Source organism: Streptomyces sp. NPDC057623 (assembly GCF_042800355.1).
GTDB lineage: Bacteria > Actinomycetota > Actinomycetes > Streptomycetales > Streptomycetaceae > Streptomyces.
The window spans coordinates 1-22,509 of the sequence record NZ_JBHVGZ010000079.1; the positions used below are offsets into that span (position 1 = coordinate 1).

General features: G+C 68.9%; 19 protein-coding genes. 11 read left to right on the top strand and 8 right to left on the bottom strand.

Annotated elements, in window-relative coordinates; all coding sequences use genetic code 11:
* Positions 1 to 564: 564 nt before the first annotated feature.
* Positions 565 to 2,073 (bottom strand): MFS transporter, encoded by a 1,509-nt coding sequence (locus ACFU95_RS43325; RefSeq protein ID WP_383840744.1) that lies wholly within the window; start codon positions 2,071 to 2,073, stop codon positions 565 to 567.
* A 180-nt stretch (positions 2,074 to 2,253) separates the two neighbouring features.
* Complete coding sequence (locus tag ACFU95_RS43330) at positions 2,254 to 3,465, bottom strand: oxygenase MpaB family protein (protein ID WP_383840747.1); 1,212 nt, start codon at positions 3,463 to 3,465, stop codon at positions 2,254 to 2,256.
* Positions 3,466 to 3,791: 326 nt separating this feature from the next.
* Between ACFU95_RS43330 and ACFU95_RS43335 the strand changes: the two genes are divergently transcribed.
* Positions 3,792 to 4,397: a TetR/AcrR family transcriptional regulator gene (locus ACFU95_RS43335; RefSeq protein ID WP_383840749.1), complete on the top strand. Its 606-nt coding sequence runs from the start codon at positions 3,792 to 3,794 to the stop codon at positions 4,395 to 4,397.
* Positions 4,398 to 4,584: 187 nt separating this feature from the next.
* On the opposite strand, the gene ACFU95_RS43340 is transcribed toward ACFU95_RS43335, so the two are convergent.
* Complete coding sequence (locus ACFU95_RS43340; protein ID WP_383840752.1) at positions 4,585 to 6,177, bottom strand: MFS transporter; 1,593 nt, start codon at positions 6,175 to 6,177, stop codon at positions 4,585 to 4,587.
* Positions 6,164 to 6,856 carry a TetR/AcrR family transcriptional regulator gene (locus tag ACFU95_RS43345; RefSeq protein WP_383840755.1) on the bottom strand — a complete coding sequence of 231 codons (693 nt, stop codon included), beginning with the start codon at positions 6,854 to 6,856 and terminating at the stop codon, positions 6,164 to 6,166. Before ACFU95_RS43345 ends, ACFU95_RS43340 begins: the two co-directional genes overlap by 14 nt.
* A gap of 90 nt (positions 6,857 to 6,946) precedes the next feature.
* Here ACFU95_RS43345 and ACFU95_RS43350 point away from each other — a divergent pair, with 90 nt between their 5' ends.
* Both ACFU95_RS43350 and ACFU95_RS43355 read left to right on the top strand, forming a co-directional pair.
* Positions 6,947 to 8,260, top strand: a complete 1,314-nt coding sequence (locus tag ACFU95_RS43350; RefSeq protein WP_383840758.1) for an MFS transporter — start codon at positions 6,947 to 6,949, stop codon at positions 8,258 to 8,260.
* A 54-nt stretch (positions 8,261 to 8,314) separates the two neighbouring features.
* A complete protein-coding gene (locus ACFU95_RS43355; protein ID WP_383840761.1) occupies positions 8,315 to 10,156 on the top strand; it encodes a glycoside hydrolase family 3 protein in 1,842 nt (613 codons plus the stop codon).
* A 126-nt stretch (positions 10,157 to 10,282) separates the two neighbouring features.
* Here the strand turns inward: ACFU95_RS43355 and ACFU95_RS43360 are convergent, their stop codons facing one another.
* The 4 genes from ACFU95_RS43360 to ACFU95_RS43375 form a co-directional block, all read right to left on the bottom strand.
* Positions 10,283 to 10,699: a nuclear transport factor 2 family protein gene (locus ACFU95_RS43360; RefSeq protein ID WP_152173005.1), complete on the bottom strand. Its 417-nt coding sequence runs from the start codon at positions 10,697 to 10,699 to the stop codon at positions 10,283 to 10,285.
* Positions 10,700 to 10,752: 53 nt separating this feature from the next.
* Complete coding sequence (locus ACFU95_RS43365; protein ID WP_383840764.1) at positions 10,753 to 11,472, bottom strand: TetR/AcrR family transcriptional regulator; 720 nt, start codon at positions 11,470 to 11,472, stop codon at positions 10,753 to 10,755.
* A gap of 51 nt (positions 11,473 to 11,523) precedes the next feature.
* Positions 11,524 to 12,747: an FAD-dependent monooxygenase gene (locus tag ACFU95_RS43370; protein WP_383840767.1), complete on the bottom strand. Its 1,224-nt coding sequence runs from the start codon at positions 12,745 to 12,747 to the stop codon at positions 11,524 to 11,526.
* Between the two features lie 193 nt (positions 12,748 to 12,940).
* Entirely contained in the window at positions 12,941 to 13,885 is a 945-nt protein-coding gene (locus ACFU95_RS43375; protein ID WP_193241881.1) for an NAD(P)H-binding protein, read from the bottom strand.
* A gap of 727 nt (positions 13,886 to 14,612) precedes the next feature.
* On the opposite strand from ACFU95_RS43375, the gene ACFU95_RS43380 reads away from it, so the two are divergent.
* The 8 genes from ACFU95_RS43380 (at position 14,613) to ACFU95_RS43415 (ending at position 22,508) form a co-directional block, all read left to right on the top strand.
* Complete coding sequence (locus tag ACFU95_RS43380) at positions 14,613 to 16,211, top strand: FAD-binding oxidoreductase (RefSeq protein ID WP_383840770.1); 1,599 nt, start codon at positions 14,613 to 14,615, stop codon at positions 16,209 to 16,211.
* Between the two features lie 112 nt (positions 16,212 to 16,323).
* Positions 16,324 to 17,094 carry an SDR family NAD(P)-dependent oxidoreductase gene (locus ACFU95_RS43385; RefSeq protein ID WP_152173009.1) on the top strand — a complete coding sequence of 257 codons (771 nt, stop codon included), beginning with the start codon at positions 16,324 to 16,326 and terminating at the stop codon, positions 17,092 to 17,094.
* Positions 17,095 to 17,178: 84 nt separating this feature from the next.
* The gene (locus tag ACFU95_RS43390) at positions 17,179 to 17,925 is read left to right on the top strand and encodes an EthD domain-containing protein (protein WP_383840774.1); all 747 of its coding nucleotides are present in this window, start codon (positions 17,179 to 17,181) and stop codon (positions 17,923 to 17,925) included.
* Positions 17,926 to 17,950: 25 nt separating this feature from the next.
* Positions 17,951 to 18,598, top strand: a complete 648-nt coding sequence (locus tag ACFU95_RS43395) for a TetR/AcrR family transcriptional regulator (RefSeq protein ID WP_152173011.1) — start codon at positions 17,951 to 17,953, stop codon at positions 18,596 to 18,598.
* Positions 18,599 to 18,942: 344 nt separating this feature from the next.
* Positions 18,943 to 20,154: a cytochrome P450 gene (locus tag ACFU95_RS43400; RefSeq protein WP_152173012.1), complete on the top strand. Its 1,212-nt coding sequence runs from the start codon at positions 18,943 to 18,945 to the stop codon at positions 20,152 to 20,154.
* Between the two features lie 24 nt (positions 20,155 to 20,178).
* Complete coding sequence (locus ACFU95_RS43405; protein ID WP_152173013.1) at positions 20,179 to 20,370, top strand: ferredoxin; 192 nt, start codon at positions 20,179 to 20,181, stop codon at positions 20,368 to 20,370.
* A gap of 55 nt (positions 20,371 to 20,425) precedes the next feature.
* Entirely contained in the window at positions 20,426 to 21,592 is a 1,167-nt protein-coding gene (locus tag ACFU95_RS43410; RefSeq protein WP_383840779.1) for an NAD(P)/FAD-dependent oxidoreductase, read from the top strand.
* A gap of 106 nt (positions 21,593 to 21,698) precedes the next feature.
* Positions 21,699 to 22,508: an SDR family NAD(P)-dependent oxidoreductase gene (locus tag ACFU95_RS43415; RefSeq protein ID WP_383840782.1), complete on the top strand. Its 810-nt coding sequence runs from the start codon at positions 21,699 to 21,701 to the stop codon at positions 22,506 to 22,508.
* Position 22,509 lies beyond the last annotated feature (1 nt).

The window sequence follows — 22,509 nt, forward strand, 5'->3', positions numbered from 1 at the left end:
AGTCAGAAACCAGCGAGACCGACCTACCCACCGAACTCACCGCATAGCCTCAAAACGAGATCACCGAGTGGCCGTCAATACACCACTCCCGCGGATGTGACCAGGCCCGGAGCACGTGCTCATCGGTTGGAGCCACTCGGGGAATTCACCGCCCGCTGAACTCCCTGCCAGTTTCGGATTCCGAACCACGGCGGTCGTCCAGCTGGCTCTGTGAAGGAAGTCCAGATCGTGGTCCGAATAGTCTCCGAGACCGGCGTCCCGAACTGGACCAACTCGCAAGGACCGCGGTGATGGGGCGTGATCGGCGAGGTCTGCGTTGGGGTGACAGTCGTCGCAATCCCGCGTCGGTGATGGTGCTGGAACGGCTGTCCTGATTCGCGACTTTGGCGGTGAGTGCGACGGCCGCTCCGAGCAGTTCGGTGGTTGGCGATGGCGATGCTAAGCCCGTAGGGGTGGCGCTGTGCACCGGTGTCGCTCCGGGACGGTGGACAGCGGGCGAGGCACCGCCTGTGCGCAGCGGTACCTCGCCCGGCCGTCACATGTGGACAACGGGTGCCGTGGCCGTCACATGTGGACGACGGGTGCGGCGTCGGGGTCCTGCTTGGGGACGCCCCGTCGATAGAGGACCACGCTGGCGACCAGACCGGCGGCGAAGAAGACGGCCGACCACCAGTAGGCCGTGGAGTAGGCCTCGATGCTGGCCTGGGCCTGGACGGCGGGATCCCTGGGGTCCTTGCCGACGAGGTAGTCGGTGGCGGCGCTGGTGGCGAGGGTGTTGAGCAGGGCTGTGCCGATCGAGCCGCCGACCTGCTGCATAGCGTTGACGGTGGCGGAGGCGACACCGGAGTCCCTGGCGTCCACGCCGTCGACGGCCAGGGCCATGGCCGGGGACATCACCAGGCCGAGGCCGAGACCCGCCACCAGAAGCGGAGGCAGGACGCCGGTGGTGTAGGTGCTGCTGAGGTCGAGGCCCGTCATCCAGATCATGCCGGCGGCGGCCATGCCCATGCCGAGCGGCACCACCGGCTTGGGACCGATGCGGGGAACCAGCACACTGGAGGCGAGGGTGGAGGTGGCCATGAGCGCGGCGACCATGGGCAAGAAAGCCAGCCCGGTCTCGACGGGGGTGTAGCCCAGGCTCTGCTGCAGGTAGTACGTGAGGAACAGGAAGACACCGAACATGCCGGCGCCGCTGATCAGCACGGAGATGAAGGACGCGCCGCGGTTACGGTCGAGGAGAACCCGCAGGGGGAGCAGGGGGTGGGAGGAACGAGTCTGCCACCACGTGAACGCGGCCAGCAGAGCTGCTCCGGCGACCAGCCAGCCCCAGACCTCCGGGGAGCTCCAGTCGTTGTGCTCGGCGTTGGAGAAGCCGTAGACCAGACTGAACAGTCCGCCGCCGACCAGGACGGCGCCGGGGACGTCGAGGGTGGTGCTCTTGTCGCGGGTTGTGCGCTGGAGCAGGACGGCGCCGCCGATGAAGGCCGCCGCGGCGAAGACGAGGTTGACGTAGAGAGTCCAGCGCCAGTCGAGGTGCTCGGTGAGCAGGCCGCCGAGCAGCAGCCCGATCGCGCCGCCCGCGCCGGCGATGGCGCCGTAGACGCCGAAGGCCTTGCCGCGTTCCTTGGGGTCGGTGAAGGTCGTGGTCAGCAGGGACAGTGCGGCCGGGGCGAGCAGGGCACCGAACACGCCCTGCGCGGCACGCGCGGTGACGAGCATCTCGAAACTGTTCGCGGCGCCGCCGACGGCGGAGGCGACGGCGAAGCCGACCAGACCGACCAGGAAGGTCATCTTGCGGCCGAACAGGTCGGCTATCCGGCCGCCGAGCAGGAGCAGGCTGCCGAAGGCGAGAGCGTAGGCGGTGACGATCCACTGGCGGTCGCCGTCGGAGAAGCCCAGGTCCTTCTGCGCGGAGGGCAGGGCGATGTTCACGATGGTGCCGTCCAGGACCACCATGAGCTGGGCCAGTCCGATGACGGCGAGGATCCACCAGCGATGGCGAGGTGGTGCGTCGGTGGAGGGGAGGTCGGACACGGCGGCCGTGCCCGGTGCGTCGGTGTCGGTCTTGGACATCACGAAACTCCAGACGAAGTGGGATAAAAGGGGAGGTTGAAGGGTGCGGGACGGCTGCATCGTCGGAGCTCGTCGCACGGTGTTCGATGTGGGTGCCGGTGGGGAGGCGCGGCACGGTGAGATGTGCCTTCCCGGATCCGGTCCGGCCGCCTTCGGCCGCGCCTCGCGAAGGAGGGGGGATCAGGCTGCCCGGACGCTCGGGCGGTCGACTCCCGTGGCGCGTCGGCAGGATGTGTCACACGGAAGGGCGGCTGCCCTCAGCTCCGGCCCGGGTTCCTCCAGTGCCCGGCGGCGGGCTTGCTGGGTCGAGGCGGGGGAGTAGGTCTGCCAGTACCGAGCCTGGCGATTGAGCCGGCTGATCAACGGCATGAGGTCGGTCTCAGCGGGGACATCGGGGATGTCCAGGCGGTCGCTCCACTCCTCCCCGAAGGCCCGCTGGAGCACGCTGTGGATGAGGTGGCGCAGCTGCCCCTCGCTCAGATCGCAACCTGGCGCGCCGGCCATCGCGCGGGCCTGCGCGTCGATCATGGCGGCGGTCAGTGCCATCGAGTTCTCGTCGGGGGCGGGCGTCGTGGCATCCAGCAGGTCCTGCAGGCGGCGGGCGCCGGCGTGGTCGACCACGCCCTGGTACAGGCCTTCGTCGAGTCCCAAAAGGTGGGCTACGTACGACCAGTACTGGTAGAGGTGGCGCTCTTCCTCGGCGCTGATGTCGATGCCGACGGCGTTCAGGGCCTGGGAGGCGTTGAGAGTGAAGCCGAGCCACGTGCGGGCCATGTCGAGCTGACCGATGGGCAGACTCGCCACGCCCGTGTTCCAGTCCGTGAGGGTCTTGGCCCGCATGCGGGCATGCTGTAGTCGGACCTCGACCGTGGCCACGTAGCCCGGCCCTCCACGGAGCAGCCCCCCCGGGCGTATGGTCTGTCGTGCCCATACCCCGGTCTCCGCGAGCCGGCGCGCGGCCATGTCCATCGGCCTGCCCGTCTGGGTCAGCAGTCGCCCGAGGGCAGGGGACGCGTAGGTGTGGGCGAGTGCGCTGGTGACCGAGCAGAGCCGGAACCACATGGGCGGCACGGACAGGCTGATGGCGTCGCCGCGACGGAGCATCAGTGGGTCGAGCCGAGCAGGCGTGGTCTCCAATTGTTTCAGCAGCGCGGCGATGGCCGCGGGGGGCTCTGGGCCCAAGCTCGCAAGGCCGTGCCTGAGGCCCGCGTCGAGAGCCTGCCGCGCCTGCGGGCCGCGCAGGGCCAGTTCGGCGATGACGGCATCGGCGAGGGGATCCCCGGCAGTGAGCAGGGTCGCGACGTGGTCGGCCTTGGTGCCGTGCTCAGGGTGCGCAACGTTCAGGTCGACGACGCGCTCGGGGGTTTTGCGAGGCGTGTGGGGGGAGGTCATGTGACTCTCGCTTTCGATTCAGGTTCGGCGGTCCGGCCGCCAGGCGAGGGGGGCTGCTCGGGCGTTGATCCGCGCGGTTCGGTCCTGCGGAAAATGGCTGCTCGAGTCACTTCCCGTCCATCAGAGGACGGCGTCTGACGCTTGTCAGGTTATCCTGATTCTGACGGGTGTCAAGTAAACTGTCGGTAGGTCTACGGGATGGCTGCGGGCGGCGCCTGTCGGGACGCAGGCCGCGCAGGCACGAGCAAACGGTCTTGGAGGCAATGGTGGGAGCAAGAGTCGAAGCCGTACGGCGGCCGGGACGCCCTGGCACAGACACTCTCGCGGTGCCCGGGGAGGAGAGCATCCTGCAGCGCGGGCTCGAAGCCTTTGCGGAGCTGGGTTACGATCGTGCTTCCGCGCGTGAGTTGGCCCGTCGCCTGGGTGTCAGTCACAATTTCATCAATGACCGTTATGGGTCCAAGGCGGCCTTCTGGCGCGCGGTCGTGGACTCCGCGCTGGAGGCGCAGCTGGCGCGTCTGCCTCAGATGGATCCCTCGCTCGACGACGCCGAGTGTCTGCGGCAGTTCATCACCGGTCTCTACCGGAGCGCGGCGGACACGCCGCTGATCGGGCGGATCCTCGTCGACGAGTTCTCCGGAGACAGTGAGCGGTTGGACTACCTGTACGAGCGCTTCATCGCTCCGACGATGCAGCTCATCGTGCCCGGCATCGAGCGACTCGTCGCCTCTGGGCGCATGGCGCCCATCCCGATGGATGTGCTGTTCTTCGCTGTCATCCCTCCTATATCGGGCATGGTGGAGGGCCCGTTGGCGCGTCGTCTGGGCAGGCCCGAGCCCGTCTCGTCGGAGCAGCTGACGGCTACAGCGGAATTGCTGGCGGCGATCGTGGTCAACGGGCTGTTGGCGACCGGTGTGGCAAGTCGCTGTTGAGCTCGACTCGGAGACCCGGACGGTTCTTCGAGACGGGTGCCACGGCCGTGGGTGATGGTCTGTTGTGCCCACTGCCGTGGCACCTGCCTCATCGGCGCTCGCCGCTCCTGCGTAGAGCCCGGCTCGGTCGTTCGGGCGGCCGTCCCTGCACGCGGGCGACCGTCGGTGCGTGTCCGGACTCGGAGCCTCACAACGCCGAGGCCGGGGGCGAGGATGGGGCGGCAGATGGTTCCTGATCGGCGGGGTGTGAACTTCCCTGGCTGCGGCGGGATTTCGGTTTCGGTGACCGGTCGGCGGGGCGGCGTCGCATGCCCATGACCACGACGAGGGTCATGGCCAGCAACGCGGCCGCGGCCACGCGGTAGCCGGTGGCGACCGCGTGGGTGAAGGCCGCCACGACCGCTGCCTGGCTGTCGGAGCCCAACCGGGCTGCGGCGGCGAAGGCATGGGCGGGGGCGTCGCCGTGCACTGCGACGGCGGACGGGAGCCGGTCGGAGAAACCGCTCGCGAGGGCCGTGCCGACCACCGCGATACCGAGCGCGCTGCCGAACTCGCGGGCCGCGCTGTTCAGACCGGAGCCGACGCCGAGCCGCTGCGGGGGGAGCCCGGAGACCACGGCATGCGAGAGCACCGGGGTGGCCACGCCGTTTCCGAGCGCCATCAACAGCAGGTAGAGGGCGTACAACGCGTACGGCGTCGCGGCTGTCGCTGTGGACATCAGCATCAGGCCGGCGATGACGAGGAGCAGACCGATGGTGACAGTGGGAAGGGCACCCAAGCGGTCGGAGCACAGGGGGCTCAGGCGGGTGACGACCATGATGCCGACTGCGACGGGCAGGACGCCGAGGCCTGCCTGCAAGGGTGAGAACCCCTCGACGTACTGCAGAAACTGGGCATTGACGTAGAACAGCGCGAACATGCCGAAGAAGAGGGCGGCCACGCCGATCGTGCCGGAACGTACCGGACGCAGGCGCAGCAGCCACGGGTCCAGGACCGGGTGGGCGGTGCGCGACTCGTGCACGACGAAGACCACGAGCACCAGCACGGCCGCCGAGAACCCGGTCAGAACGGGGAGCGAACCCCAGCCGTGCGAGGGACCCTCGATAACGCCGAACAACAGCGCGGTGCAGCCCAGGATCAGCAGCAGCGAGCCGGGCAGGTCGAGGCGAGTGGCGCTCCGTTCGGGCCGTGGAGCGATGCGTCCCGCCCAGCACAGCAGGGCGACGGCGAAGGGGACATACGCCCAGAACAGCGCCTGCCAGGGCAGGTACTGCAAGATCAGGGCACCGGCGGTGTTGCCCAGCACGCCGCCCACGGCGAGCGAGGCGCTCCAGGTCGCGACAGCGGTGGCGCGCCGCTCCCCGGGGGTCGAGTGCAGCAACAGTGACATCGATGCGGGCATCAGCAGGGCGGCTCCGGCGCCGCACAGGGCCCGCCCGGTCAGCAGCGGCGCGACGGACGGGGCCAGCGCACACACCGCCGAGCCCGTGCCGAACAGACCGAGGCCCGTCAGCAGCACGCCCTTGCGGCCGAACCGGTCGCCGAGCGCGCCGGCCGGGATCAGCAGCCCGGCGAAGACGATGACATAGGCGTCGACTATCCACAGCAGCTCGGTCGGCGACGCGTTCAGGCCGCTCGCCGACAGCTTGGGTATCGCCAGGTTGATCGCGGCGACGAGGGACTGGGCGACCATCACCGAGGCGCACATCACCAGCAGCACGGCGCGGGTGCCCTGCTGCTGCCTGCGGATACCGGTGGCCGACAGATCAGCCGAGGCCACGTCCGCTCCTGGTGAGGGTGCGGGCAAGCCGGTCGAGGTAGGCGCGGTAGGCGCTGAGCATGTCCCACTGGCCGTCGGACAAGGCCCACTGGACCTGGAACCCGTCGCTGACCGCGAGGATCTCGCGGGCGATCGCGGCGCAGTCGACGCCTTCGTGCAGCAGGCCGGACTCGACGCCGTGACGCAGGGTGCGCTCGATGCGTCCGAGGATCGTGTCGTAGCGCTCACGGAAGTACGAGTGGGCGGGATGCTCGGGGTTGGCCGCCTCCGCGGACAGGACGGCATACATCTGTACCAGTCCGGGCTGGGTGAGGTTGAACTCGGTCTGTGCGGCCATACGGCGCAGCATTTCGACCGCGTCCAGGCCGTCGGGCTCGCCCATGCCCTCGTAGAAGGTCTTCGTGGCGTGCTCGGCACGGGCCTGGAGCACCGCCATCAGCAACTCCCGCTTGCTGCCGAAGTGATGCAGCAGGCCCGCCGGGGAGATGCCGACGGCTGCGGCGATCTTCGGGAGCGAGGAGTTGTGGTACCCCCACTGCGCGAAGTGCTCGACCGCGGACTCGGTGATCAGCCGGCGTCGCTCGTCGGCGGCCGCGTACGGGCCGGTCTTGCGCCGCCGTCGGTGACGAGAGCCGTCGGGGGATTCGTTCGCTTCATCATGATTTGTGACGTACGTCACTTAACTAAACACCTAATCACCATTCGGTTTTTAACCTACGGTGCAGCGTACCCGCCGTCGACGTGGACGGCCAAGCACAGGAGGAAGACCATGGTGCGCAGTGATTCGGCGTTCCACGGCCGCGTCGCACCGCCGCTGTCCTCGGCTCCGCTCGCCAGGGACAGCTACTCCGAGCCCGAGGCCGCCTCGCCCGGACTCGTCCTCGCTCTTGTCCTTGCCCAGTACGGCGCCTACCTGGCGCTGCTGACCCCTGTGGTCGTGTCTCTGTCGTTGCGCGTCACACAGCTCGCTCCGCACGACAAGGCATCCACCTTGAGCCTGGTCCTGGGCATCGGCTCCCTGTTCGCCCTCCTGTCGAACCCGCTCACCGGAGCCCTGTCCGACCGCACCACGAGCCGCTTCGGCAAGAGGCGCCCCTGGCTGCTCGGCGGCATGGTGGCAGGAACCGCAGGGCTCGGCCTCATCGGTGCGGCGGGCAACGTCACCCTGCTGACGGTCGGCTGGTCCCTGACCCAGTTCGGCATCCACGCCACGCTCGCCTCGCTCAGCGCGGCCATCGCCGACTTCGTGCCGGACCGGCAGCGCGGCAGGGTCTCCGGAGCCCTCGGCCTCACCCCCAACCTGGCCATGCTCACCGGCGCCTACGGCGCCACCCAGCTCATCCACAACAACCTGCTGCTGTTCGGCCTGCCCGCGCTGGGCGGCCTGGCGGCCGTGATCGTCCTCGTGGTGGTACTGCGCCGGGACACACCCGCCGTGCCGGGAGAGCTCCCGCCGTTCGGGCTCGCGGAGTTCGGCCGCAGCTTCTGGTTCGACCCGCGCAGGAACCCTGACTTCGCCTGGAACTTCCTCGGCCGGTTCCTGGTCTTCATCGGCATGTCCTGTGTGACCAGCTATCAGTTCTTCTTCGTCACGGACCAGTTGGGCCGCAGCCCCGAGGACGCGGTGGGTGTCGTCGCCACCTCGACGCTCGTGCTCACCGCCGTCGGTGTCGTCTGCTCACTCTCGGGCGGCTGGATCTCCGACCGGATCCGGCGGCGCAAGCCCTTCGTCGCCGCGGCCTCACTCGTCGTCGCGCTCAGCCTCGGCCTGCTGTACACCGCCCACAGCGAGGCCGCCTTCTACCTCGCGATAGGCGTGTACGCCTGTGGCTTCGGCCTCTACATGGCGGTCGACGTGGCTCTCGCGGTCAGCGTGCTGCCCGACCCACGCAGGGCCGCAAAGGACATGGGCGTGCTCAACGTCGCCAACGCCCTGCCGCAGTCCCTGGTACCGATGATCGCCCCGCTGCTCCTGACCCTGCACGCCGACGGCGGAAGCGAGTTCGGAAAGCTGTACCTGTTCGGCGCGTTGTGCGGCATCGGAGGGGCGCTGGCCGTCGCTCGTATCCGTACGATCCGCTGAGCCACTCGGCGCACACCCGGCAATCCCCCCACTCACGATCCGAAGAGGACTCCTATGGCTTCCGCCACCCGCCCGCCCCGCGACCTCAACCACAACGGCACCGTCGAGCCGTACGAGGACCCCGCACAACCGGTGGAGCGACGGGTGGCGGACCTGCTGGGCCGTATGACCCTGGAGGAGAAGGCGGGCCTGCTCTTCCAGACCATCCTCACCATGAACCCGGACGGCACCCTCGTCGAACGCGCGGACGCACCCGGCGGTGCGCCCACCACCGAGCTGATCACCGCCCGGTCGATGAACCACTTCAACCTGATGGGGTCCGGCAGCCCGCGTGCCATGGCCGAGTGGCACAACCGCCTGCAGGAACTCGCCGCCGACACCCGGCTCGGCATCCCCGTCACCCTAGCCAGCGACCCCCGCCACTCCTTCACCGACAACCCGGCCACGGCCATGCGCTCCGGCCCGTTCTCCCAGTGGCCCGAGCCGCTCGGCCTCGCCGCACTCGGCGATGCCGACCTGGTGCGCGAGTACGCCGACATCGTGCGCCGCGAATACCTCTCCGTCGGCATCAGGGTCGCGCTGCACCCGCAGATCGACCTCGCCACCGAGCCCCGCTGGGCCCGCGGCAACGGCACGTTCGGCGCCGACGCCGAGCTGACCTCGCGACTGGTCGGCCCCTACCTCGAAGGGCTGCGAGGCGGAGGCCAGGTCGGCCCGCACAGCGTTTCCGCCATGGTCAAGCATTTCCCCGGCGGCGGCCCGCAGAAGGACGGAGAGGACCCGCACTTCGTCTACGGCCGCGAACAGGTCTACCCTGGCGGCTTCTTCGACTACCACCTCAAGCCGTTCCGCGCCGCCATCGCCGCCGGAGTCACGCAGATCATGCCCTACTACGGCATGCCCGTCGGAACCGAGCACGAAGAGGTCGGCTTCGGCTTCAACCGGGGCATCATCACCGGCCTGCTGCGCGAACGCCTCGGCTTCGACGGCATCGTGTGCACCGACTGGGCCCTGATCCACGACGCCCCGATCATGGGAAATCTCTTCCCCGCCCGCGCCTGGGGCGTGGAACACCTCGGTCCGCTCGAACGGATACGGAAGGTCCTCGACGCCGGCGCCGACCAGTTCGGCGGCGAGGCCTGCCCCGAACTCGTCGTCGAACTCGTCCGCTCCGGGCGGCTGGAGGAGTCCCGCGTCGACGTCTCCGCCGCCCGTCTGCTGCGCGAGAAGTTCCGACTCGGCCTGTTCGACGACCCGTTCGTCGACCCCGACCTCGCCGAGGCGACGGTGGGCGCCGCCGCCTTCCGCGCGCAGGGCGCCGCCGCGCAGCGCCGCGCGCTCACGGTCCTCGTCAACGACGACGCGCTGCCGCTGCGCACGCCGTCCGGCGACCGCCGCCCCCCACGGCTGTATGTCGAGGGCATGCCGGCCGACTCCTTCGCCCGAGGAGACGCCGTCGTGCTCACCGACGACCCCGGTGAAGCCGACTTCGCCGTGCTGCGCCTCGACACCCCGCACGAACCGCGCCCCGGCGCGGACTCCGTGTATGAGCGCGGCTTCCACCGGGGGAGGCTCGATTTCCCCGCCGAGCGGCTCAAGGAGATCCTCCGGCTGCTCGACACCGTCCCCACGATCGTCGTCATCCACCTGGAACGGCCGGCCGTCATACCGGAGATCGCCCAACGCTGCGTCGCTCTGATCGGTGCCTTCGGCGCCAGCGACGAGGCGGTCGGCGACGTGATCCTCGGCCACGCCACCCCCGAAGGGCGCCTCCCCTTCCAACTGCCGCGCACCATGGACGAGGTCACCCATGGCCGCCCCGACAGCCCGCACGAGAGCACCGACCCGCTCTTCGACTTCGGCCACGGGCTGCGCCTCGCACCGCGGCATCCGTGACAGCACGGAGGCCTCCGGGTATCGCGGCGCTCGGCCGTGACACCCGGAGGCGTGTGGTGATCAATGGTGATCCATACCGTGTGTCCGTGCCGTGGACAGGCACGGGCTACTGGCTGTCCGGGTGGGTCACCAGCCGGCGTTGGGCACGATGCGGTTTATCAGCTTCGTGATCTGCCCGTCGGCGTTGACGGTCACCTGCTCGACACCGCCCGTGCAGACCAGCCGACCGTCGACCGAGCGTCCCGCCTGGACCCACTCGCACTCCAGCCGGCCGTCGTCGAGCTCCGTGACGGTCCAGAAGTGCTGGCTGTCGGCCATCTGCGAGACGAAGCCCCGGTAGACCGCCATGATCGCGGGCAGGCCGGCCACCGGCTCGATCCCCTCGGCGAGCTGGACGACGGCGTCCTGGGCGAAGATCGACTCAAGCTCCTCGACGGCCTGGGGGTCGTGCGCCGTACGGTCGAAGATCCTGATGTAGCGGTCGACCACGGTGCCGGTCGGGTTGGTGGATCCGGCAGTCTTCGTCACGGTCGTCTGAGACATGATGTTTCCTCCGATTTACTGGTCACCGGAACCGGGGTTCTCCGGTTCCGGCGCTACTTGGCTTGCGGGTCAGTGGTAGTGATCAGGCAGAGAACGGTTTCGCGTCGCTCGCGCAGCGCCTGAATGCCTTCCTCGGCGGTTGCGCGGATCTCGGACGGTCCGGCTTCTTCGGGACCGAGCAGCGCCGTCACCGCTGCGGCCATGACCTTGTCGGGGTCGTCGACGGTGACGTTCGGTGCCCCTGGGCGGGTGCTGCCACTGACGAAGCCCGTCATCAGCGCGTGGAGCGCGTATGCCAGTTCGTCGAGGGGCCAGTCGGTGCGCGCGAGCCCGTGCCGCCGCCACAGCGGCAGGATCGTGTACATCAGGGCGGCCGGGCCCAGCAGGTCGAGCAGTTCCATACTGCGTGGATGCTGGGCGAGGGCGCCCAGCAGGTCGGCATCGCCGGTCTGTAGGGCGTGCACGAACGGCTTGTTCAGGGCGTTGCGAGTGAGCTGCGGGCAGAGCCGATGCGGCCGGCAGACGTCCGGGTCGGTGTTCAGTGCCTCGATCTCGCCGTCGAGGAAGGCCAGGAAGTCTCTGGTGAACAGCCCGAAAAGGAGGTCTTCCTTGGTGGGCCAGTACAGGTACGTCGTTCCCTTGCCGACGTGAGCCTTTTCCGCGATCTCGGCGACGGTCAGGCCCCTGACGCCGCGTTTGAGGACGAGGTCCCTGGCCGCGATGAGGATCCGGGCTGGCTTACCGGAGTCGTGTTCGGCCAAAAATGTCGTCATGGTCGCTTCCTTGCCGGTGCTGAACGATGCCCGCTGGAACGCGAGCCGCGCCTATGCTATGGCGATGTCCGTGTCCTTGAGCTGACCGTCCTTGTCCATCCCCGTCAGGCGCTTCAGCAGTTGGGAGGCCACCGGGATCCGCAACCCCGCGGTCATGGCCTTGCGGATCGCGAGCTCCAGGTTGCTGGCCGTGACGAAGTAGCTGCGCTGCTTGATCCCGTTCTCCTGGAAGGCTTCGACATTGGGCCGCAGAGTGCGTTCCCATTCGGCCAGGGCCCGCGGCACTGCCTCGGGGTGGCGTTCCAGCAGCGTGCCGAGCAGGTCCGCCCCTGCGATTCCCATCGACACGCCCATGCCCGCGTAGAGGCTGACGCACCAGGCCGAGTCGCCGACGAGTACGACCCGGCCGCGCTGCCAGCGGTCCATACGGGTCTGCTCGACCGAGTCGAACAGCACGTCCTCGGCGGTGTCCAGCGCGTCGAGCACCTGGCCGAGGAGGCGGCCGGTCGGCTCGTCGCCGAACGCCGCGCGTGCTCGCTCGCTCGGCGACTGCGTGAACTCGGCGTCGACGTCGTCGGTGTGGTAATTGAGCAGCACGGTCTGGGTGTTGCCATCGAACGGGAAGATCCACATCGACCGGTTGGGTTCCATCAGGATGGCGCCGTCCTCCTGGTGGAGGTCGCTGAGCGGGCCGGGAAGCTGATAGGCGACCGCCATGTAGTTCAGCCGGTGCAGGTACTTCTCGTGCGGACCGAACACCAGCGAGCGCACGGTGGAGCGAAGCCCGTCCGCGCCGACCACCAGATCGAACCGCTCGGTGACCGAGGTGTCGTCCGCGGTGTTGGTCAGCGTCACGTCCACGCCGTCGGCGTCCTGCTCGATGCGGCTCGGGACGGTCGAGTAACGGATCTCGACATCCTCGGGAAGTGCCGCGAAGGCGGCCTCCTCCACATCGCTGCGCACCATCATCCACGGGCTGCCTGGCAGGCTGCCGTACCCCGCTCCGCGTTGCCGGTTCCCCGCGCGGTCGACCTCGTACCTGGCGCCGCCCGGGGGGTTGCGGTCATGCAACTTGTCAAGGATGCCCAGGCGTGCCGCAGGGGGGCGGCCGCCGGCGAACAGGGCGACGAAATAGCCACCCGTCCTCCGTGCCGGAGCCCTCTCGATGATGACCGGAGTCCAGCCGATCTGACGTAGCCGAACGGCGGTTGAGATTCCGCTGACTCCGAGTCCGACCACCAGAGCCCGAGGATTACTGCTGCTCTCGTTGTCCATGCCTCAATGATATAGAAGCTGACCAGATTCGTCATCCGGTCAAAAAGTGAACTGGGTCACATCGGGAGTTCACCGCTCGATCGAGGTGCTCGCGGTACGGCGGAAACCGGCAAGGCTCCCCGCGCCGCATGAGCCGAGGTGTCGAAACACCCTCCTCAACGGCACGGGGAGCCTTGTCTGTCGCGGGTCCCGCTCAGTTCAGCAGCAGCTGCGCGTGCTCCTGGAGCCACTCCCGCAAGGTGAGCGGCTTGCGCCCCAGCGTGCGTTCGACGAAGTCGTTGCGGGCCCAGACCACTTCGTTCTCCCGCTCGTACTCGAAGAAGCCCCAGAGGCCGCTGGCGTCCCCGCCGAAGAGGGGGTTGTACGTGGCGAGGAACTTCTCCTTGCTTCCGTCGTGGGTGATCCGCTCGCCGAAGACTTGGGTCATGAGCTCCGCGACATCGCTGAAGCGCATGAGGTCATGGCCGTTGTTGAGCGTGTGGAACTGGCCGATGTGCCGGTGGTTGTCGGAGAGGAGCAGCCGCCCCGCCACTTCGGCGATGTCCCGCGGATCGATGAAGGGGATGAGGCGGTTGTGCCAGATGAGCTTGCGCTCGCTGACCAGGCTCCCCTTCATCCAGAAGAAGTTGTCCATGAAGGTGGCGCCGATGTTGAGGTAGGTCACCGGCAGATCGCTCTCGTCGAAGATCCGCTTGACGATCGGGTGCTGAACGGGAAGCGCGAGCCCGTTGTCGGCCTCGCGTACGAACTGAGGGAGGCGCCGTTCGTTGGCCTCCGGCTGCAGGCCGACCGTGCGCAGGACGTGAACGGCGGTGCCGGCCTTCTGCAGAGCGGTCACGACGTTCGTCATGGCGCGCCGCTCGTCCGTGCGCCCGGGAGTGTTGACGAAGACTCCCTCGATCCCCCGCACCGCGGACTCCAGCGAAGGGAGGTCGAAGTAGTCCGCGTGGACCACCTCCGCCTTCGGGAAGTCACGCTGGAGAGCCTCGACGCGCTCCGGGTTGCTGCTCACCAGGCGTAGCTGGATCTGCGGTGCCTCACGGTGCAGGAATTCGGCCAGCGGCCTGCCGATGTGGCCGGCCGCGCCGAAGATGAGGATGCTGCGCGGAATCGGTTTGCTGTTGATGCTGTCGGACATTCGGACTCCCGTTCGGTTTTGGTGGGGCGAGGCGCGGATGCGGCGTCGCCAGAGGTGTCGCGGAAGGCGGGCGTCTGGCGCAGGCGGAACGAGAACCGCCGACACTGCGTGGAAAACGGTCACCGCCATGGTGGAGAGCGGCAGTTGCTGTGGCCGTTTCCGGGGCCAAGCACATGCGCGGGACGCGGGCGCGTCGACGGCGACCGCGGTCGTGCGAGCGGGATGGTGCCGTCCGGTGGCTCGCGTGTGACGCGGGCCACGCGGCCGACATCGCCCTACCGCGCGAACTTGATCCTGTGGAGCTGAGTCGGAGGCCGGACGGCCTCGCAGGCGATGGATCGGGCGATGAATCGGCTCTCCCGAGGCACTGCCGCCTGTTCGACGGTGCGAGGCCGCAGCTCCGCGTTCTCGTTCCTCACCCTACAATAGGCAGACTGACCGTATCGTTCAATTCATTCATTTGCGCCATTCGCCTGTCGGCGGCCGAGGCCCGTCGCGCACCCGACTGGGGCGGGGCGGGCGGCGCGCCGGCCGGCGCGCGGTAGGTGTCGGCCCGAAGTCGGCCGGGAGTCGTGCACGGACCTTGACGGCCGCTGGACCGTGTGTGAACTTGTCCGTCAGGGGAATGTAAATGTGAGTTCACATGTGCATCCGGCCCCAGGCGTAGCCGCGCGCCCTTGGGCCGGTGTTGCTCTCACACTCACTTGCCAGAACATTGGAGCCGCCCATGTCGCCGTCGAACCTGCCCACTGAACGGGCGGTAGTGCCTGACGACGCCCTCGCCGCCGCACTGTCCGAATTCGCCGACGTGGTCGGCCCGGCGAACGTATTGGTGTCGGAGGAGGCCAAGCAGGAGTTCCGGGACCCGTTCCAACCAGCGCGGTGGGACGGTCTGAGCGCCGCGGCGGTCGTCCAGCCGGATTCGGTCGAGCAGATCCAGCAACTCGTGAGGATCGCGTCCCGCCACAACGTGCCTCTGTGGACGCAGAGCCAGGGCCGCAACAACGGCTACGGCGGAGCCGCGCCACGGTTGTCCGGTTCGGTCACGGTCAACCTGCGGCGCATGAACAAGATCCTTGAGATCAACGAGGAACTCGGCTACGCGCTCGTCGAGCCGGGAGTCAGTTTCCAGCAGCTCTACGACGAGGTCCAGGCCCGCGGTCTGCGGCTGATGGTGTCGGTGCCCGACCTGGGCTGGGGCAGCCTGGTCGGCAACTCGCTGGATCACGGCACGACCTACCTGCCCAACGGCAAGGACTTCATGGCGCCCTGCGGCATGGAGGTGGTGCTGGCCGACGGTGATCTGCTGCGCACCGGGATGGGCGCGCAGCCGGGCAACGCGAGCTGGAACCTGTACCGGCGCAGCTACGGCCCTTCGCTGGACCAGCTGTTCATGCAGTCCAACTTCGGGATCGTCACCAAGATGGGTGTCTGGCTCACGCCGACGGTCGAGAAGATCATGCATGTGACGGTCGACGTGTTCGCCGAGTCCGACCTGGTGCAACTGGTCGACACCCTGCGCCGGCTGCGGCTGGACGGCACCATCGACGGTGTCCCGTGCATTTTCAACACCGTGGTCACCGCCTCGACGCTCGGCCCGCGCAGCCAGTGGTACGACGGCGATCCCGGCACGCCGATTCCCGACGCCGCCATCGACGAGATCGCCAAGAGGCTCGACATGGGGCGCTGGATGCTCCGGTTCGCCCTCTACGGCGACGAGCCCGTGGTGGACCACAACTTCGCCAAGGCGCGGGCGGCGTTCTCCCGGATCCCAGGTGCCCGGGTGCGAGGCTCGAAGAGCTCTCCCGAGGACGGGCCGAATCTGCCGAACCCCTCCGACCAGGTGCTGGCGGGCGTCCCCAACCTCGCCTGGGCCCAGATGGGCGGCTGGTACGGCGGTGAACACGGCGGGCACATGGGCTTCTCGCCCGTTGTCCCGCTCACCGGCGAGAAGGTCTACGAACTGCACCGTTTCTTGCGCGAGCGGGTCGAGGCCGTCGGACTCGACTACGCCGCGGACATCATCGTGATCAACGCGCGCAGCGCGGTCAGTGTCGCCGGCCTCTCCTTCGATTACGACGACGAGGAAGCGACCAGGGCCGCCTACGAGATCGCCCGTCAGCTGGTCCGGGACGCCGGGGAGATCGGGTACAGCGAGTATCGCGCGCACCTGAACTTCATGGATCTCTCGGCCGAGCAGTTCTCCTTCAACAACCACGCCTATCTGCGCTTCGTCGAGAGGATCAAGGACGCCGTCGACCCCGCGGGCATCCTGTCGCCCGGCAAGCAGGGCATCTGGCCGCGGTCACTCCGCAAGCCGCGCTGACGGCATCGCCGGCCGACGGGACGAGGGCCGGCCGCGGGTCCGCCCTCGGGCGTGCCCTCGTCCTCGCACCGGTCGACCGAACGCCGTTCCATTCGGATTCCAGGAGGAAGCAATGTCAGATCTGTCCGGCAAGATAGCCCTGATCAGCGGCACCGGCGGCGGTATGGGGAGAGCGGCTGCCCTGGAGTTCGCCCGCCAGGGCGCCGCGGTGGTCGGCTGCGACATGAACGCCGAGGGAGCCGAGGAGACCGTCGCCCTCGTGGAGGCCGAGGGCGGGCGGATGCGCTCGGTCCATCCCGTCGACCTGACGACGGAGGAGGGCGCCGCACGCTGGGCCGAGGACGCCGTGCAGGCTTTCGGCGGCATAGACATCCTCTTCAACAACGCCTCCGTCGCCCGCGTCGGCCCGTGGGACGAAGTCACCTACGAGGCCTGGAAGTTCTCCCTGACCTACGAGCTGGACATCGTCTACCTCTCCACCAAGGCGGCCTGGCCCCATCTGGTCGCCCGGGGCGGCGGCGTCGTCATCAACACGGCCAGCGTCGCCGGCCACATCGGCGCCAGGTTCGTGCACCAGCACGCCCACGGCGCCGCCAAGGGCGGGGTCCTCGCCTTCACCAAGCAGCTCGTGGCCTCCGGCGCACCCCACGGCATACGCGCCGTCTCCATCAGCCCGGGCCTGATCGTCACCCCCGCCACCGAACCCGTGATCGCCGCGTTGGGGCCCGAGGGGCGGGCCGCGATGGCCGGTGCCAACCCCGCGGGACGGTTCGGACGACCGGAGGACGTCGCTTCCGTGGCGGCCTTTCTCGCCTCCGACGCCGCCGGATATGTCAACGGCTCCGACATCGTCGTCGACGGCGGCGTCATCGCGGCGCCCTGAACCTACCGAGCCATCGCCACGCGCGCTTCACGAGACGCGTGGCACGTCCTGATCCGCTGAGAAGAACCGTCGAAGGAGACAGAGATGATCAAGCTGGTCGCGGTGCTTCGCCGCCGCCCCGACATGACCCACGCCGAGTACGCCGACTACATCCGGGACGTACACGGTGACCTCGCCCGCGCCAAGAGGCTGACGACGCGCAAGTACCTCCAGAACCACGTCTTCGACAGCGCCTACGGCGCCACCGGGGACATCGGCTACCAGTTGACGTGGCCCCGCGACTCGGTCACGGAGCTCTACTTCGACGACCTCCCGTCGATGGGACAGGTCTTCGCGGACCCGTACACCCGGGACGTCGTGGGTCCCGACGGGGCGAACTTCAGTGACCTGCCCGCGGCGCACAGCCTGCTCGTCGAGGAGCACGTCACCGAGGTGCCGAACCCCGGTCCCGGCGAGGTCAAGGTGCTCTACTTCCTCAAAGCCGCCGACGGGGTGAGCGCCGACGAGTTCCAGGACCGCTGGCGGCGGGCTCACGACGCCGTGATCTCCGACGCCTCCGGCCCGGCCCGGGACCTGCGCGGGTACCAGTGGAACACGGCTCTCTCCGGTGACGGCATGGCCGCCTACTTCGGCAGCGCCTCGGAGCAGCCTGCCTACGAGGCCTATTCCGCCCTGTGGTTCGACGGGACGGACGCCGTCCCCGCGTTCCGGGCCTACCAGAAGGCGCTGATCGAGCACGCGGAGAAGGACGGACCGTTCCACCAGCCGTCCCTCTCCTTCTTCCTGCTCAGCCGGGAGGTCGTCATCTTCGGCGACGAAGATCAAGCGTGAGGAATCTCGCCGATAACATGTACGGGTGACCGACAACTCCGTGCGCAGGCCCGCAGCCGTTCAGGGGCGGAGCCGCCGTTCCGAGCAGGAGTTCCTGCGAGCCGGGTTCTCACTGCTCGAGGAGGGCGGGGTCGAAGCGCTCACCGTGGCCGCTGTCGCCGAGCGGGCCGGCATGTCGGTGGGCAGCGTCTACCGGCGGTTCGGCGACAAGGAAGGACTCCTGTACGCCATCCACCTCGCCTTCACCGACATGCTCAGGGCGGAGGTCACGCAGCGCGTGTCGGTGGAGCGGCTGCGTGATGTGCCGGACCCGGCCGCCGCGATCGCCGAGGCGGTGGGAGGGTTCGCGGATGCCTTCCAGGCGCGCGAGGGGCTGGTGCGGGTGTTCCTGCTGCTCGGCATCCGTCACGCGGCGGTGCGGGAACTGGGCACCCGGGTCAGTGTCGAGGGGAACCTTCTCTTCTCCGCGGCTCTGGAGCGGGTCCCCGTCGCGCACCCGGATCGCGCCGTCGCGCTCGATTTCGCCTATCGCCTGATGTACGCCGGCGTCGCGCACCGGATCACCCAGGGCGAGTTCCTGGAGTCGGACCGGCCGCTGCCATGGAGCGCGCTGAAGAGCCGGCTGCAGGAAACGGTCGTCGCGTATCTCCTGGGCGGGCCGGAACCGCACTGACCGGCCTTGCCGGTCGCCTCTTCGGGCTCGCTCCAGGCCGCGTGAGGGACGCCGCGCCCCCGACCGCGGGCGCGGCGTTCCCACCTCGTGTCCTCTACACCTGCGCGTTCGGACAGGTCCGGCCACTTGCAGAACAGTGAATGTAAGCCTACATTCACATATGGGGGCTTGGTCGGCGTGAAGTCATCCAGGCCACCACTCATCGGTGTGACCGGTCGCTGTTCTGGTCGGTGACCCGCTTCCCCGCGTGTGAGTCCGCCGCCACGAGCCGTGACGCATCTCAGAAGCACACCTCATCCCCACCGGGCCGACTGCCCGGCCCTGCCGCCGATGTCAGGAGCCACATGTCCACCACCGCACCAACTCCCCCTGTCCACGACGGCGTACCGGCGTTCGATGCCGACCTGTTCTCCGACGAAGCAGTCGTGGCTCCCTACCAGCTCTACCGGCGACTGCGTGACGTCGGCCCCGTGGCGTACCTGTCGAGGCAACAGGTCTACGCGGTGGGTCGCTACGACGAGGTACGCGGTGTGCTCGCCGACGACGAGACCTTCCTGTCCGGCCAGGGCGTGGCCTTCAACGGCGCGATCAACGACCTGATGCGGGGCGCGACCCTGACCAGTGACGGAGCGGAGCACGAACACCTCCGCCAGGTCGTCGCCCACCGACTCACCCCGCGCGCCCTGCGCGAGGAGCGATCGTCGATCGACGCCAAGGCCGAAGCGCTGGTGAACGCGCTGCTGGAGCGGGACGAGGTCCTCGACGGCGTCACCGACATCGCCCAGGCCATGCCCATGTCGGTGGTCCCGGACTTCATCGGATTCCCGGACGACTCGCGTGACCAGCTGATCGGCTGGGCGGTCGCCGCCCTGGACGCGTTCGGTCCGCCCTCGGAACGTCATGCGGTGTCGTTCCCCAAGGCCCTCGAACTGTCCGCGTACATCGGTGGTGCGGTGGAACAGCGGCGCATGGCGCCCGGGTCGCTCGGCCATGAGCTGCTCGCGGCGGCCGACCGGGGAGAGGTCCCCATGAGCAAGTGCCCGATGCTCATGGTCGACTACTTCGCTCCCTCGCTGGAGACGACGATCAGTGCTCTCGGGTCGGCGATCGCGCTCTTCTCCCAGCACCCCGACCAGTGGGACCTGCTGCGCGAGAACCCGGACCTCGCGGCCTCGGCGTTCAACGAGGCGATCCGCCTGGAGAGCCCGCTGCGGGCCTTCACCCGGATCGTCGCCCGGGACACCGAGATCGGCGGACACCCGCTGCCGGAGGGCGCGCGGATCGCCGTCTTCTTCGCCTCGGCCAACCGGGACGAGCGCAAGTGGGACCGCCCCGACGAGTTCGACATCACGCGCCAGAACGCCGACCACGTGGCGCTCGGCTACGGCGCCCACGGGTGCGCCGGGCAGGGACTGGCCCGGCTGGAGATCACCTCGGTGCTCACCCGGCTCGCCCGGTCCGTGGCCCGTATCGAGCCCGTGGGCGAGGCACGGCCGATCGTGCATCCCATCATCCGCTCCTACACATCGGTACCCGTTCGCCTGCACAAGGCCTGAAGACCGAAGAGCAGGGAGGCTCCCATGCGGATCCAGACTGACGAGGCCCGTTGTGAAGGACACGGGCTGTGCGCCGACGTCGCTCCGGAGGTCTACGACCTCGACGACGACGCGGTGGTCGTGCTCCGGCACGAGGTACTGCCCGAGAATCTCGGCGCCAAGGCCGAGGCGGGAGCCCGTGCCTGTCCGGTCGCGGCGCTGCGAGTCATCGCATGAGTGGGGCCCACGCCACGAGAGGACGCACAAGAGGACGCACGAGAGGACGTACGTGGTGAGCGCCCCCCGGAACGTGGTGGTCGTCGGCGGCTCGATCGCCGCGGTCACGGCGGTCGACACGCTGCGCGCCGAAGGGTTCCAAGGGCGTGTCACGGTACTGAGCGAGGAAGGGGATCCGCCCTACACCCGGGTGCCCCTGTCGAAGGGCGTCCTCGCGGGCCGGCAGCCGCCCGGGGACACCGACCTCGGAGGACTGCCCTCCGGCGTCGAACTCCGGCTCGGCGTACGCGCCACCGGTCTCGACGCGGGGGCCCGGGTGGTGCGCACCACCGAGGGTGACGTCCCGTTCGACGGTCTGGTGATCGCCTCGGGCGCGCGGGCCCGCTGCCTGGGGGTGCCCGGACATCCGCGGGCGCGGGAGCTCGTCCTGCGCTCCCGGGCCGACGGCCTCGCCCTGCGCGACCGGCTGGCCCACGCCTCGTCCGTCCTCGTCGTCGGGGGTGGCTTCCTCGGCATGGAGATCGCGTCGACGTGCTGCGCACTCGGCAAGCAGGTCACGGTCGTCGACATCGCCCCGCCGCTGGACGCACTCGTCGGCCCGTACATGGGCGCGGTGGTGCGGGAACTGGCCGAACAAGCCGGCGTCGTGCTCGCCGTAGCCGACAAGGTGACCCTGCTCGCGGGGTCGGACACCGACCCGTATCCGTGCGCCGTGTCGACGGGGGACGGACGACGGTTCGAGGCCGACGTGGTGGTGACCGCCGCGGGAGACGTGCCGAACATCGAGTGGCTGGCCGGATCCGGGCTGCGTGTCGACTGTGGAGTCCACGTCGACGAGCGGTGCCGCGCGGCGCCGGGGATCGTGGCGGCGGGTGATGTCGCCGTCCTGGATCCCCCGGGCTCCGACAGCGGCTGGAGGCGGATCCCCACCTGGACGAACGCCGTGGAACAGGCGCGGGTAGCCGCCCTCGCACTGCTCCACGGTGATGACGCGCCGATCCACCGGCCCTCGCGGTACGGCTGGACCGAGCAGTTCGGCTGGGACCTGAAGATGGTGGGCGCCGCGGCGCCCTCCGGGAAACCGGCGGTGCTCGACGGTGATCTGACGGCTGGTCAGGCCGTCCTGGCCTGGCCCGACGCCGACGTACGGCACACGGTCATGGCCGTCAACCACCCCACACCGCCGGCCAAGCTCAAACGCCTGCTCCGGGGAGCCGTCTGAAAGGCCCCGGTTCCCGGAGCACATCCCGGAGCACGGGACGCTCGGCTGTCCTTCCACCCATCCGAATCACTTTTGAACAGATCAGAGCAGAGGAGAGGAGGTCACCATGACCGGAATCAATGATTTCCGTGACCGCGTAGCCGTTGTGACTGGCGGCGCGTCCGGAATCGGCAAGGCACTGGCGGCGCGACTCGTGGTCGAAGGGGCCTCGGTCGTCATCGCGGACAACGACGAGGACCTTGCCACGAAGACCGCCGAGGAGATCGGCGCGACGCCCTACCGGGTCGACGTCAGTGACGCCTCGGCCGTGCAGGAGCTGGCCGACTGGACCGTGGCACGGTTCGGGCGGGTGGACTTCGTGGCGAACAACGCGGGGGTCGGACCCCTCGCGCCGTTCGACGAGTTGACGCTCGAGGACTTCCGCTGGGTGCTCGACATCAACCTCTACGGTGTCCTGCACGGAATGAAGGCGTTCCTCCCGTTGCTCAAAGCCAATCCCGCCGGGGGCCACATTCTGAACACCTCGTCGATGGCCGGCCTCATGGCCACCCACGGGATGAGCGCTTACTCGGCGTCCAAGTACGCCGTCGTCGCGCTGACCGAGGCCGTCCGGGCCGAACTGGAAGGCGAGGGCAGCTCGGTCGGGCTGTCCGTGGTGACACCGGCGCAGGTGAAGTCGAACATCGGCGACAACTCCCGCAAGCGGCCCGGGCTGAAGGAACGGGTGTCCAACGGGAGCAACGACGACCACCTGCCGGAGGCCCGCTGGATGGAGGCGGACGTGGCGGCTGGGATCATCCTCGACGGCGTCCGACGCGGAGATCTCTACATCGTCACGCACCCCGAGTTGCTCGCGCCGATCTCCGGGCGCCTCGACGAGATCGTCAAGGCCTTCGAGGCCGCGGCAGCCCGATGAC

What these genes read in the sequence shown, in the direction of transcription:
- ACFU95_RS43325 (WP_383840744.1), bottom strand. Translation starts at nt 2,073, where the DNA reads ATGTCCAAGACCGACACCGACGCACCGGGCACGGCCGCCGTGTCCGAC.
- ACFU95_RS43330 (WP_383840747.1), bottom strand. Translation starts at nt 3,465, where the DNA reads ATGACCTCCCCCCACACGCCTCGCAAAACCCCCGAGCGCGTCGTCGAC.
- ACFU95_RS43350 (WP_383840758.1), top strand. Translation starts at nt 6,947, where the DNA reads ATGGTGCGCAGTGATTCGGCGTTCCACGGCCGCGTCGCACCGCCGCTG.
- ACFU95_RS43355 (WP_383840761.1), top strand. Translation starts at nt 8,315, where the DNA reads ATGGCTTCCGCCACCCGCCCGCCCCGCGACCTCAACCACAACGGCACC.
- ACFU95_RS43360 (WP_152173005.1), bottom strand. Translation starts at nt 10,699, where the DNA reads ATGTCTCAGACGACCGTGACGAAGACTGCCGGATCCACCAACCCGACC.
- ACFU95_RS43365 (WP_383840764.1), bottom strand. Translation starts at nt 11,472, where the DNA reads ATGACGACATTTTTGGCCGAACACGACTCCGGTAAGCCAGCCCGGATC.
- ACFU95_RS43370 (WP_383840767.1), bottom strand. Translation starts at nt 12,747, where the DNA reads ATGGACAACGAGAGCAGCAGTAATCCTCGGGCTCTGGTGGTCGGACTC.
- ACFU95_RS43375 (WP_193241881.1), bottom strand. Translation starts at nt 13,885, where the DNA reads ATGTCCGACAGCATCAACAGCAAACCGATTCCGCGCAGCATCCTCATC.
- ACFU95_RS43380 (WP_383840770.1), top strand. Translation starts at nt 14,613, where the DNA reads ATGTCGCCGTCGAACCTGCCCACTGAACGGGCGGTAGTGCCTGACGAC.
- ACFU95_RS43385 (WP_152173009.1), top strand. Translation starts at nt 16,324, where the DNA reads ATGTCAGATCTGTCCGGCAAGATAGCCCTGATCAGCGGCACCGGCGGC.
- ACFU95_RS43390 (WP_383840774.1), top strand. Translation starts at nt 17,179, where the DNA reads ATGATCAAGCTGGTCGCGGTGCTTCGCCGCCGCCCCGACATGACCCAC.
- ACFU95_RS43400 (WP_152173012.1), top strand. Translation starts at nt 18,943, where the DNA reads ATGTCCACCACCGCACCAACTCCCCCTGTCCACGACGGCGTACCGGCG.
- ACFU95_RS43405 (WP_152173013.1), top strand. Translation starts at nt 20,179, where the DNA reads ATGCGGATCCAGACTGACGAGGCCCGTTGTGAAGGACACGGGCTGTGC.
- ACFU95_RS43415 (WP_383840782.1), top strand. Translation starts at nt 21,699, where the DNA reads ATGACCGGAATCAATGATTTCCGTGACCGCGTAGCCGTTGTGACTGGC.